This window comes from Shewanella sp. SM71, assembly GCF_025653905.1.
Taxonomy (GTDB): Bacteria; Pseudomonadota; Gammaproteobacteria; order Enterobacterales; family Shewanellaceae; genus Shewanella; species Shewanella oncorhynchi.
Window position 1 is genome coordinate 37,380 of record NZ_JAKKRW010000018.1, and the last position, 12,668, is coordinate 50,047.

Below are 12,668 nucleotides of genomic sequence, written 5' to 3' on the forward strand. Positions count from 1 at the left end.
TTTTTTTGTTTCATCCTCATTAAATAAAAATGACCACTATTGCCCGTGAATATCCGCAGCCAATCAATATGAGGCCGCACGCGAGCATAGTCAGCAGGAGTCACTATGGGATTTTTCAATAGTATTTTTGGTAAGAAAGCCCCGCCACAGCGCGAGCTCAATCACCCGTCCCAGCTCAATGTCGGCGACATGATCTCAATCGATGATAGTTTTGCCCTGCCACCACAACTCCGTGGTCAACAATTAAGAGTCGAAGCCGTACATACTTACGAGTCTGAACGTAAACAACACTCCGAGTGGTTACTCAAGGGACATGGTAGCGATACTCTCTTTTTGAGCATTGAAGAAGACGACGAAACCTATCTCGCCTTTTCGATGAAGGTTTCCCGCGCCCAAGTGGAGCAATTATTCAATCTCGAGCAATTCAGCGCCATGTTCGAGGAACCGGGTCATGCCGAGTTAACTACGCAAGTATTACCGGCCGACTTAGCTGAACAACTTGAACAATGGCTTGGAAAACAATACCACCAAGTGACTTTTGCCGCTTTTGGCTATTTCCATCGTCAGGATTATCGTGGCCAAAAGCCGCCACAGGATGCCAATGGCGCCACAGGTGAGCCCTTTGAGTACTATTTATTACTTGATGACAATGAAAGCTGCGCCGTCGAAGTGGAAGTCTACGAAGGGGGTGATACAGATGTCGTCTTGACCCTATATCGCCCGCTAACGGATATTCGGGAATACTGGCCGGCGAAATAACACAAAAATAAGATAAAGTGCGTGCTCGCACTTTATCAATAATCCCAATACAATCTCACAGATAAGCGCTAGAAACGGTTGATAGCAATAGGTAATACGCCATGAGTAAAACCAAACACCCTCTGCCCGAGCAATGGTTAAAGAACCAACAAGCCGCTAAGGCGACACAGGTTGCCTTCGATCTCGATGAAAAATTTCAATACTCTATTCGTAAAGCCGCGTTAGATGCAGGCGTTAGCCCTTCTGATCAAATTCGCACTATTTTAGGTCTTAGCGTATCGAAACGGCCAACGCGTCCGCGCCTTACCGTGTCACTCAATGCAGATGACTATGTGCAACTGGCAGAGAAATATGGTTTAAGTGCCGATTCACAGCTAGAAATTAAACGCCGTGTACTCGACGATTTAGTCCACTTTGTTGATGAAACCTAAAGCAACGCAGATCTCAAGCGCCAACCCTTCTTACCATTGGCTGGCGCGATTAATCGATATATAGCCCTTTTATTAACTCAGTCAATTTACTCACAGCCTAAAGTCTTTTACTTTAGTAGTGATATTCGCCGCACTTAACAGGGATCATGTTTGGCATGACAGATAAAACCCCATGGTCGCTTCGCACCCTTGGCACTCCTTCTCCATTCGAAATGGCGATGATGCTATTGTCCTTGCTGTCGGTGATCATAGTACTTGTCATGACCTTCGGCCGCCTAGATAGCGAAACCTACCGCTTGCTCTTCTTTGTCGATACCAGTATTTGCATGATTTTTATGATCAACTTCTTTGTTGGGTTGATCCGTGCTCGCGATAAACGCTTTTTCATTAAACACCATTGGATTGATTTTATTGCCAGTATTCCGGCGATTGAAGCCCTACGTATGGCACGGCTTTTTCAAATCCTACGGGTAATACGCCTGATCCGCATGAGTCGCTCACTGCTGCTCCCACTGGTAAAACAACGTAAACAAGCCACCTTAGCCAGTTTACTGGTTGCTATGGTGACGATTCTAACATTAGCTTCCGTCATTATGCTCATCGTCGAAAGCGGCACCGAAGGCGCCAATATCCAGACCGCTGAGCAAGCGATTTGGTGGGCATTAGTCACTATCTCTACCGTCGGCTACGGCGATTATTATCCTGTAAGCACAGCAGGCCACATCATAGGTGGCGTGGTCATTGTCAGCGGTGTGAGTTTTTTTGGGGTGATTTCAGGTTATATGGCATCGGTATTTGTCGCGCCAGATGAATCTGAACGCCAAGAACGCCAAGATGCGCATAAAGCCGAAATCAAATCAGAGCTTGAATTAGCCTTAGCGAGAATGGAAGAGAACCAACAAAAAATATAACAAAATCAAGCGCAAATGCTGGCTCAAATTGCGGAACTTAAGCAGGCTATCGAAACAAAAAATAGCTGACTTTGTTGCGAAAACGGACTAATGAAAAGGCTCAATCTATTTTAGATTGAGCCTTTTCCGTTTATCAGCGATAAAAAGTAATACTACCAGTAGACCTGCTGTTGCATCGCGTTACGGCGTGTCGATTCCATAGCAAACAACAAACTCTGCTGCTTGTCTTCCAGCCACTCAGCTAAATTGATATCTAACTCCCGACTCGCATCCTGTAAGGCGCGATAACAAGCCAAAGTTTTAATCCCAAGCGCGAGATCTTGCCAAGGTGCACGAAATGCGTCCCGTGATTTCGCCTCATATAAACTGCCGTAGGCATGACCCACAAGAATGCTCGCATCCAACACTGTGGCCACTTGTAGATAATTCGCCGCTGTCATGACGCTATTGAGTGGCATGACCTCAATTATCGCCATCCAAGAAGCTTGCTGAGCACGATCGGCATGCTGGCGTAAGCTAGGCTGATGGGTGATGTCCACTTCACCAGCACTGATCTTTAGCAACAGTTCAACAATAGCCAGCTGTAATTGACCATATTCGGTCTGTTGCCATAGGAAGAGTAAGCGTCCCGTCAGATTAATCTCTGTCAGTTGCGCCAGAAGTCGCACTTTAACTTGGGCGTGTTGGCCAAGTTTAGCAAATAAGCCTCTTTGGCTACCAAGCAAAGCGGTCAACGCCTGTGCCTGCTCAATAAAATCGAGCTGCTTTTCAATCAGCATAAATTGGCTAGACAGTGTCACATTCAATAATTCGAACTGATTTAGGGTCATGCGCAGCAAACGAATACAGGCGCGCATCCGCCACCATAGTACCACACAGGCTTCAGGGTCGCTTTCCTCTGCGATCATGCTCTCTAATAATTGCCAACGCTCAAGGGCGGTTTCAAGCAGGATTTGGCAGTTTGCACTTAAATCCTGTGAAGAAGAATCGTGTGACTCGGCCAGTGGCAGAAATTCCAATGCTTTTAAATCGAGCGGCTTAGCCTTGCCCGCCAATCGATAGCCCCGCTGCGCTTTACTGGCCTTACCTAAACGCACGGGCACAACGCTCGCCACTTGCATCGCCAGCTTAAGTAGCGCCTCAGTATCGCCGCTGAGGAGTTCAAACTCGAGCTCACACAGGGCTTCTTGCTGGCCATTTGCGGTGATTTCACCTATGTCTAACGCCACTTCGACCACGCTGTTATCAATCTGAACATGCCAAGCGCGACGATAAAAATCGGTGTGAAATATACAAGTCAACTGAGCTTGCGTCGCCGCTAAATCGGCATCAACGGGCCAAATGCTGGTAGGAAATAGACTTAAGTCTGGGCTATCGGATTGGATAGTCACATTGTATTCGGGCCGCGAATGAATGCCGCCCACGACTTGTCCTGCGGTTTTTATGGTCTGCTCTCGGTGCGCATCGTAACCGCGCACCCGCAATCCCATGTCCCACTGACGTAATTGCAAGTCAGGGGTGTCGAAGTAACCATTCGCCAAACGACGTTGACCTTGAGGTACGGCATTATCGAGACTATCTAACTTATTTATCAGGGATTCTTGATATATCGGCAGGAAAAACAGTTTTAATTCAATCTCAGCATTCATTGCGTAACCGCTCACTTTGTCATCAAATATTCATCGATGCGTCATCTTTAGTTCATAATGTCACAAATGTGTCATAAAAATCCCGTAGGATTTGGTTTTGCAGTTGGTATATAACCCGTTAGAATAAACCTGTCGTTTTTTCTGAAAAAACACAGTTTCAATACGCGGACGCATAGGTTAACATGCGCCCGCTTTTTCCAATAATGGAACAATCTAAATAGGTAAACGGCAATGCCAGTAAACTCTATTTTGGGCGTGTTTGCAAAATCGCCAATTAAGCCTCTTCAAGAGCACATGGACAAAGTACACGATTGCGCATCGTTACTCGTCCCCTTTTTCGAAGCCACTATCACAGGTAACTGGGACAGTGCAGTTCAATTACGTAAGCAAATTAGTTTAGCCGAGAAGCAAGCAGATTCACTGAAGCGTGAAATCCGTCTGACTCTGCCAAGCGGTTTATTTATGCCAGTAGAACGTACAGATTTATTGGAACTTTTAACTCAACAAGACAAGATAGCCAACAAAGCCAAAGATATTTCCGGTCGTGTTATCGGCCGTCAGCTGTTAATCCCTCAGGTCATGCAAGTCCCATTTATTGCTTATCTACAACGCTGTATCGATGCGGTAGCACTAGCAAAACAAGTCATTAATGAACTCGAAGATCTGTTAGAAACAGGTTTCCGTGGCCGTGAAGTCGACTTAGTGGCAAAAATGATCAACGAACTCGATATCATCGAAGAAGATACTGACGATCTACAAATTCAGTTACGCCGTCAGTTATTCGCTATGGAATCTGAATTGAATCCTGTCGATGTGATGTTCCTCTACAAAACGATTGAATGGGTCGGTGGTCTTGCAGATCTTGCCGAACGCGTCGGTTCGCGTCTTGAGCTTATGCTGGCTCGCGTTTAACAAATTAAGGTTATCAAGGTATCAATATGGTTGATGCAGGTATTGAGGTGGCTAACGTCTTAGTCACCAATGGCCCGTGGCTTATTGCCATTGCGGCTGCATTTGGTTTTCTCATGGCATGGGGTATTGGGGCGAATGACGTCGCCAATGCGATGGGAACCTCTGTAGGTTCAAACGCAATTACAATTAAACAAGCGATTATTATCGCAATGATCTTTGAGTTTTCCGGTGCATTTTTAGCTGGGGGCGAAGTTACCAATACAATTCGTAGCGGTATTATTGATTCTAGCTATTTCACTGCAACTCCTGAATTGCTGGTTTACGGCATGATAGGATCATTGTTGGCAGCAGGTATTTGGCTTGTCGTCGCATCGGCTCTTGGCTGGCCAGTATCAACGACTCACTCCATCGTCGGTGCCATTATTGGCTTCGCCGCCGTGGGTGTTGGTGCAGATTCAGTCTCATGGGATAAAGTAGGCGGGATTGTAGGCTCTTGGATCGTAACCCCCGCTATTTCGGGCTTTATGGCATTCATCCTCTTCCAAAGCACTCAAAAACTCATTTTCAACACTGACGATCCATTGAGTAATGCTAAGCGTTTCGTACCTTTCTATATGGCATTTGCTGGTTTCATCATGTCATTAATGACGATTATGAAAGGCTTATCCCATGTTGGTCTGCATTTCTCAGTTACCGAGTCTTACCTACTCGCAGGTGCTATTGCTGCTGTAGTTGGTATCTTAGGTAAAATCGCCATTTCACGCTTACAAATGAGTGATAAAGCAGATCGTCAAACCCAGTTCAAAAACGTTGAAAAAGTGTTTGCGATCCTGATGGTTTTGACTGCTTGTTGTATGGCTTTTGCCCATGGTTCAAACGATGTAGCAAATGCGATTGGTCCATTAGCGGCGGTTGTTTCTGTCGTCAATAGCGGTGGTGAGATTGCAGCGAAATCACCTCTAGTCTGGTGGATTTTACCTTTGGGTGCCGTAGGTATTGTGATGGGTCTGGCGATTTTTGGTCAGCGCGTTATGCAAACTATCGGAAAAAACATCACTCACTTGACGCCAAGTCGTGGTTTTGCGGCAGAATTAGCCGCGGCAACAACTGTAGTTATTGCTTCTAGCACTGGTTTACCTATTTCTACCACACAAACCTTAGTAGGTGCGGTATTAGGTGTAGGTATGGCCCGTGGTATCGCAGCGATTAACATTGGTGTGGTACGTAATATCGTCGTATCTTGGGTTGTGACCCTACCAGCAGGTGCTGGCCTATCAATCATCTTCTTCTATATGATTAAAGGTATTTTTAATTAAGAAGTCTCGCTAAATGTGTTGCTGACATTAAGCAGTATTAGCGCCTAGGACTAGAAGGTCGTAGGAAAGATTGAATTAAATTGGAATGGTCATAGCATGGATGCCGTAAAGTTGAGGGAAGTCTATGACTTCCCTCTTGCATTGCAGGCATCAAATCCATAGCATGTGTTCACTATTTCGTTGATGAGAATACAAAAGTGTTAAGACTCCTGACTCTGGTGGGAATGATGTTGCTATCTCCCAACCTGCTGGCCGAAGGCCAATCCCGCTACATCTCGGATAACGTGTTTCTTTATCTTTTAAATGGTCCAAGTACAGATTATCGTATTTTAGGTTCCATTGAAGCGGGTCAACCTGTTACCTTTTTAAATGAAACCCAAGGTGATTATTCAAAAATAATTGATCACAAAGGCCGAGAAGGTTGGGTACTTACCAATTTAATTAGCTCGACTCAAAGTTTCCGTGAGCAAGTACCAGTCTTAAAAGATGAATTAGCTAAAGCAAAGGCGGAATTAGCAGAGGTGTTTAATTCAAAAGATAACCATGCTGGTGAGGTTATCGAATTAAAAGCCAAGCTGAGTGAGCTGGAAAATACCTTGGAACAAACAATTAAAGAACGGGATAATTTAAAAGTCGCTGTTGATCGAAGCGCCCAAGATGAGCGCTTCGAATTGTGGCGTCAGGGTGGATTGATTGCAGGTGCGGGGTTAATTGCGGGTATGATTTTAGTCTATCTCCCCAGACCACAACGTCGTAATAAAAAGCGTTGGATGTAATTCTGGACCTATCAATATCGAGCAAAAAGCCAGTGTTTTAAACCACTGGCTTTTTGTCAATTAAGCGTTACATCAATTCATTTACGCCTCAGTTAAACATTCTTCACATTCTTCCACTCGATAGTGTTGTCCGTCACATTTTGCTTGTATAATCTGCGCGCGCAAACCTTCATATTGTATACAAAATATCAAATGCGTTTGGCGCCTCCCAATTTGTTTCAACAATAGCGCCCCAATAACGGCCAAGATGGAAGCGATAACTATGTTCAAAGCGAGTGAAGTGCTGGCAGGCCGCTACGATTCTGCCAATCTCGACGAACTGTTCAAAGCAGTCAGCGACAACTACATTGTCGATGAAGAACAATACTTGTCAGAGCTGATCAAACTAGTTCCCTCAAGTGATGAAGCCATAGAGCGCGTCACTCGTCGTGCCCACGAACTGGTCAATAAGGTTCGTCAATTCGATAAAAAAGGTTTGATGGTCGGCATAGATGCCTTCCTGCAACAGTACAGCTTAGAAACACAGGAAGGCATTATCCTGATGTGTTTAGCCGAAGCTTTACTGCGAATTCCCGATGCGGCCACTGCCGATGCGCTGATTGAAGATAAGCTTTCAGGCGCTAAGTGGGATGAGCACATGAGCAAGAGTGACTCAGTGCTGGTTAATGCATCGACCTGGGGCTTAATGCTCACAGGTAAAATCGTTAAACTCGATAAAAAACTCGATGGCACCCCAAGCAACTTGCTGAGCCGCTTAGTGAATCGTCTGGGTGAACCTGTGATCCGTCAAGCCATGATGGCAGCGATGAAGATCATGGGTAAGCAGTTCGTACTGGGCCGCAACATGAAAGAAGCCCTAAAGAACAGTGAAGACAAACGTAAGTTAGGTTATACCCATTCCTACGACATGCTGGGCGAAGCGGCGTTAACTCGCAAAGATGCCGAGAAATACTATACCGATTATGCCAATGCGATAACTGAGCTCGGTGCTCAAAGCTATAACGAAAATGAATCACCGCGCCCAACAATCTCCATCAAGCTATCGGCATTGCACCCACGTTACGAAGTGGCCAATGAAGACCGCGTCTTGACTGAACTGTACGACACAGTGATTCGCCTGATTAAGCTGGCACGTGGCTTAAATATCGGTATATCTATCGATGCTGAAGAAGTCGATCGCCTCGAGTTATCACTAAAACTGTTCCAAAAACTGTTTAATGCTGAAGCAACTAAAGGCTGGGGATTACTCGGCATAGTAGTACAAGCCTACTCTAAGCGTGCCCTGCCCGTACTGGTTTGGTTAACGCGTCTAGCGAAAGATCAAGGGGATGAAATCCCAGTGCGTCTGGTAAAAGGTGCCTATTGGGATAGCGAACTTAAGTGGGCGCAACAAGCTGGCGAAGCCGCTTATCCACTCTACACTCGCAAAGCCGGTACTGACGTTTCTTACCTCGCCTGCGCCCGTTACTTATTATCGGATGCGACTCGCGGTGCTATCTATCCACAATTTGCTAGCCACAATGCGCAAACCGTTGCGGCAATTTCCGATATGGCGGGCGATCGTAACCATGAGTTCCAACGCTTACACGGCATGGGACAAGAACTGTACGACACGATTTTGGCTGAAGCTGGTGCTAAAGCGGTACGTATTTATGCGCCTATCGGTGCCCATAAAGATCTACTGCCCTATTTAGTCCGTCGTCTGCTGGAAAACGGCGCGAATACTTCGTTCGTCCACAAACTGGTGGATCCTAAAACCCCCATCGAGTCATTAGTGGTACATCCGCTAACAACACTGACGGGTTACAAAACCCTGGCTAACAACAGAATCGTTTTACCTGCCGATATTTTCGGTAGCGATCGCAAAAATTCCAAGGGACTCAATATGAACATCATTTCCGAATCTGAGCCATTTTTCGCGGCACTAGAACAGTTTAAAAATACCCAATGGCAAGCGGGCCCTCTGGTTAACGGTAAAACCTTAACTGGCGAACATAAAACGATTGTTAGCCCATACGACACTACCCAAACCGTAGGTCAAGTCGCCTTCGCCGACCAAGCTGCGATCGAAGCCGCCGTCGCATCTGCCGAAGCGGCATTTACCTCTTGGGCACGTACGCCAGTAGAAACCCGTGCCTCTGCACTACAAAAGTTAGCCGATTTATTAGAAGAAAACCGCGAAGAATTGATCGCCCTGTGCACCCGTGAAGCGGGCAAGAGCATTCAAGACGGTATCGACGAAGTCCGTGAAGCCGTTGATTTCTGTCGTTACTACGCAGTACAAGCCAAGAAGATGATGGCAAAACCTGAACTACTTCCAGGCCCAACGGGTGAACTGAACGAACTGTTCCTCCAAGGCCGCGGTGTGTTCGTGTGTATCAGCCCATGGAACTTCCCATTAGCCATCTTCCTCGGTCAAGTCTCTGCGGCATTAGCGGCGGGTAATACAGTCATCGCAAAACCCGCGGAGCAAACCTCGATTATTGGTTACCGTGCGGTTCAACTCGCTCATCAAGCGGGTATTCCTGTCGAAGTGCTGCAATTCCTACCCGGTACTGGTGCGACTGTGGGTAGCGCAATTACGGCCGATGAACGTATCGGTGGCGTGTGCTTTACCGGTTCAACTGGCACAGCAAAACTGATTAACCGCACACTCGCCAACCGCGAAGGCGCAATCATTCCGTTAATCGCCGAAACAGGCGGTCAAAATGCCATGGTAGTGGACTCAACCTCTCAACCTGAGCAAGTGGTTAACGATGTGGTTTCATCGTCATTCACCAGCGCGGGCCAACGCTGCTCCGCACTGCGCGTGCTCTTCCTCCAAGAAGACATCGCAGATCGCGTGATCGAAGTCCTGCAAGGCGCCATGGATGAATTAGTGATTGGCAACCCAAGCTCAGTGAAAACTGACGTAGGCCCAGTGATTGACGCCACCGCCAAAGCCAACTTAGATGCGCACATCGACCATATCAAGCAAGTCGGTAAGCTTATCAAGCAAATGCCGCTGCCTGCTGGCACTGAAAACGGTCACTTTGTTTCGCCAACGGCGGTTGAAATCGATTCGATTAAAGTGCTTGAGAAAGAACACTTTGGCCCAATCCTGCACGTGATCCGTTATAAAGCAGCGGATCTTGGCAAAGTGATCGATGAGATCAACAGCACAGGCTTTGGCTTAACCTTAGGTATCCACAGCCGTAACGAAGGCCATGCCCTTGAAGTTGCAGATAAAGTGAATGTGGGTAACGTCTACATCAACCGTAACCAAATCGGTGCAGTGGTTGGCGTACAGCCTTTCGGCGGTCAAGGTCTATCAGGTACTGGCCCTAAAGCCGGTGGCCCACACTACTTAACCCGTTTTGTGACTGAAAAGACTCGCACTAATAACATCACCGCTATCGGTGGTAATGCGACCCTGCTGTCACTCGGTGATAGCGAAGAATAAGCTTATCCCGTCTTCGGCTAAGGCATCCGCTTAAGCTAAGACAGCTATGTAAGTTAAGGCCAGACACTGTCTGGCCTTAACTTACATTAATCAAAATCAAAGTCGTGGGGCTTCACCCCACACCCGACCAAGGAGGACTGCTCGTCCTATCCTCCTTGGATGCTCCAAGACGCCCCTAGCGAAGTTACATGCATTAAATACTGGCTTCGTGCTTATTCGAAAATCGCTAACGCTTCCGATGGTACATCCTGTACCCCGAAAGCTAGCGAGGCATCCATGCCTCGCTCACGCGATTTTCTTCAACTCCCTTCAGCAACTTCGCAGGGAAGATGAACTCCTGTGGTCACGGTGTTGGCAGTTAATTCCAAAAGAGTTATGCATGTCCCATTTTTTGACATTGCAAAATTTAACAATGGGTGTCTCAATAAATTGTTTTAACGTGTATGTTCGGATCTATATTTTAATAATTTAATTAGGAATAAACATGAAATTACATTCATTAAAAATTTGTGGATTCAAACGAATAATAAATACCGAGTTACTTTTCGGTGACGCAACTTTTCTAATTGGGTCGAACAACTCAGGAAAAAGCACAACCCTAAAAGCCATTGAATGGCTATTATCTGGTAAAAAAACAATCCCTAGCCAAGAGTATTTTTCAGTAATAGATGAAGATACTCATGAAACAAAGCCTGCTGTCGATACCATTATTTTCGAAGCTGAATTCAGAAACCTACCTGCCGAAGCAAATGAGTGGAGAGGATTTAAAGGTCACATTTTTAAGTATGACGTACCTAAAGACGAGAATGATGATTCAGGTTTATCTGTCACTTATAAAAAAACCTATAAATTAGGCAGCGATGTAGTTATTGAATTCAAATCAAAAGAAAGAGAAAGGAGTGCTGCATTTGCATCCTGCAAAACTGGCCAAGAATTTATTGACTCAGGAGTCCCATCTAAGGATGTTAAAGAACTTTTCACAGATATCACCGCAAAGATTGGCACCAGTAAAGCGGCGCAAGAAAAACTAGAACAATTAGATGTGATCTGGGACCTCAAAGAAACCGATACATGGTTTACTAACCCTGGTGGTATTCCTGGCAATGTTCTAAAAATGTTACCTAGATTTTTATTAATACCAGCAGACTCCTCCTCCACTGAAATTGAAGGTGGTACATCAGGAGTACTAGGAAAAACACTAAGTGAATTATTTGAAGACGTTCGAAGTAAATCTGAGAATTACACCCAAGCACAAGAGTGCCTAGACAAACTAGCACAAGAACTCAACCCTGAAGATGAAAACTCTGAGTTTGGCAAAATGATTAGCGAATTAAACTCAGTATTAGCAAGTGTTTTTCCTGATTCTAAGCTTCACGCTACAGCTAATTTAAGTGATCCAAAAACAGCATTAAAGCCTACATTTAATGTTGAAATGTCGAGCAATGTTAGAACTGAAATTAGCCAACAAGGAGCAGGCATGATTCGAGCAGCAGCATTTGGAATGCTTCGCTTCAGACAAAAATGGCTTTCGAAGCGAGAAGATGAGCACAATCGTGCGCTAATTATTGCCTTTGAAGAGCCGGAAACCTATTTGCATCCAAGTGCAGCGAATCAAATGCGTGATGCCATTTATGAATTAAGTGACAAAGAATCCCAAATTGTAGCCACAACACACTCGCCTTTCATCATTGACTAATCAAGAAAACCCAAGCAAGTACTTAATAGTCTTCGATGTAATGGGCACGGCGTTATTTCCTCACCATTTAATGTTACAGAGACATACGCAAAACTAGAAGATGATGATAAATCACATGTAAAAATGATATTGCGTATTGATGATCATATCGCACGCATCTTTTTCACAAAAAATGTTGTTATTGTAGAAGGAGATACTGAAGAGATTGTCATAAAAGAAACACTAAAAAGACTCCCAAAAGAAGACTATCTAAAAATAATATCAGAATTTGAAATAATTAAGGCAAGAGGTAAAGCGTCTATCATTGGGTTGATTAAATATCTTGTTGCAATGGGAATATACCCAATTGTTGTACATGATAGGGATTATGGCGTGGCTGGTGCGATGATCTTCAATCAGCCAATAGTTGATGCTTTAGCTGGAAATGGCAAAGTAATTCAAATGCATGAGAACATTGAAGATGAAATTGGTTATAAAGCACCTAAATCAGAGAAACCATTTAAAGCCTATATACAAACTCAAACTTGGGGGGATGACTGGACTACAGTACCAGTAAAATGGAAAGAAAAAATGATAGAAATATTTGGCGATTACATTAAGTAAAATTATTAAATAGAACATAGTGAGTAAGTTTAATAATTTAACGAGCCATTAAAATTACCATTCACGGCATGGTAACACTAGTCTTTTGAACCAGCAGATTACGCTGATTTTCAAAAGGCAAACCATGGTAATGGGCGAGACGACCGTCCGCCCCATGGACGGGGCGGTCGAGC

9 protein-coding genes and 1 pseudogene are annotated in these 12,668 nt (G+C 45.1%); 9 read left to right on the forward strand and 1 reads right to left on the reverse strand.

Going from position 1 to position 12,668, the window contains the following annotated elements:
* The first annotated feature begins 105 nt into the window (after window positions 1–105).
* From L5L97_RS16860 to L5L97_RS16870, 3 genes and pseudogenes are all read left to right on the forward strand, one after another.
* Window positions 106–759 carry a DUF4178 domain-containing protein gene (locus L5L97_RS16860; RefSeq protein ID WP_263183026.1) on the forward strand — a complete coding sequence of 218 codons (654 nt, stop codon included), beginning with the start codon at window positions 106–108 and terminating at the stop codon, window positions 757–759.
* A gap of 101 nt (window positions 760–860) precedes the next feature.
* On the forward strand, window positions 861–1,190 hold the full coding sequence (locus tag L5L97_RS16865; RefSeq protein ID WP_028761837.1) for a hypothetical protein: 330 nt from the start codon (window positions 861–863) through the stop codon (window positions 1,188–1,190).
* Window positions 1,191–1,345: 155 nt separating this feature from the next.
* Window positions 1,346–2,170: pseudogene (locus tag L5L97_RS16870) on the forward strand (ion transporter).
* 83 nt (window positions 2,171–2,253) lie between these two features.
* On the opposite strand, the gene L5L97_RS16875 reads toward L5L97_RS16870, so the two are convergent.
* The gene (locus tag L5L97_RS16875) at window positions 2,254–3,750 is read right to left on the reverse strand and encodes an inorganic triphosphatase (RefSeq protein ID WP_263183028.1); all 1,497 of its coding nucleotides are present in this window, start codon (window positions 3,748–3,750) and stop codon (window positions 2,254–2,256) included.
* 231 nt (window positions 3,751–3,981) lie between these two features.
* Between L5L97_RS16875 and L5L97_RS16880 the strand changes: the two genes are divergently transcribed.
* From L5L97_RS16880 to L5L97_RS16905, 6 genes are all read left to right on the forward strand, one after another.
* Window positions 3,982–4,662, forward strand: a complete 681-nt coding sequence (locus L5L97_RS16880) for a TIGR00153 family protein (protein WP_105251552.1) — start codon at window positions 3,982–3,984, stop codon at window positions 4,660–4,662.
* A 26-nt stretch (window positions 4,663–4,688) separates the two neighbouring features.
* Window positions 4,689–5,978: an inorganic phosphate transporter gene (locus tag L5L97_RS16885; RefSeq protein WP_113939029.1), complete on the forward strand. Its 1,290-nt coding sequence runs from the start codon at window positions 4,689–4,691 to the stop codon at window positions 5,976–5,978.
* Window positions 5,979–6,205: 227 nt separating this feature from the next.
* On the forward strand, window positions 6,206–6,754 hold the full coding sequence (locus L5L97_RS16890; protein ID WP_011919912.1) for a TIGR04211 family SH3 domain-containing protein: 549 nt from the start codon (window positions 6,206–6,208) through the stop codon (window positions 6,752–6,754).
* Window positions 6,755–7,001: 247 nt separating this feature from the next.
* Window positions 7,002–10,196, forward strand: a complete 3,195-nt coding sequence (gene putA / locus L5L97_RS16895; protein WP_263183030.1) for a bifunctional proline dehydrogenase/L-glutamate gamma-semialdehyde dehydrogenase PutA — start codon at window positions 7,002–7,004, stop codon at window positions 10,194–10,196.
* Between the two features lie 484 nt (window positions 10,197–10,680).
* Window positions 10,681–11,892, forward strand: a complete 1,212-nt coding sequence (locus tag L5L97_RS16900; protein WP_263183031.1) for an ATP-binding protein — start codon at window positions 10,681–10,683, stop codon at window positions 11,890–11,892.
* A 129-nt stretch (window positions 11,893–12,021) separates the two neighbouring features.
* A complete protein-coding gene (locus L5L97_RS16905) occupies window positions 12,022–12,495 on the forward strand; it encodes a TOPRIM nucleotidyl transferase/hydrolase domain-containing protein (RefSeq protein ID WP_263183032.1) in 474 nt (157 codons plus the stop codon).
* The last annotated feature ends 173 nt before the right edge of the window (window positions 12,496–12,668 follow it).

Bases quoted from the DNA above. Each gene is read 5' to 3' on its own strand.
- L5L97_RS16860 (WP_263183026.1), top strand. From the start codon at position 106: ATGGGATTTTTCAATAGTATTTTTGGTAAGAAAGCCCCGCCACAGCGC.
- L5L97_RS16865 (WP_028761837.1), top strand. From the start codon at position 861: ATGAGTAAAACCAAACACCCTCTGCCCGAGCAATGGTTAAAGAACCAA.
- L5L97_RS16875 (WP_263183028.1), bottom strand. From the start codon at position 3,750: ATGAATGCTGAGATTGAATTAAAACTGTTTTTCCTGCCGATATATCAA.
- L5L97_RS16880 (WP_105251552.1), top strand. From the start codon at position 3,982: ATGCCAGTAAACTCTATTTTGGGCGTGTTTGCAAAATCGCCAATTAAG.
- L5L97_RS16885 (WP_113939029.1), top strand. From the start codon at position 4,689: ATGGTTGATGCAGGTATTGAGGTGGCTAACGTCTTAGTCACCAATGGC.
- L5L97_RS16890 (WP_011919912.1), top strand. From the start codon at position 6,206: ATGTTGCTATCTCCCAACCTGCTGGCCGAAGGCCAATCCCGCTACATC.
- putA (WP_263183030.1), top strand. From the start codon at position 7,002: ATGGAAGCGATAACTATGTTCAAAGCGAGTGAAGTGCTGGCAGGCCGC.
- L5L97_RS16900 (WP_263183031.1), top strand. From the start codon at position 10,681: ATGAAATTACATTCATTAAAAATTTGTGGATTCAAACGAATAATAAAT.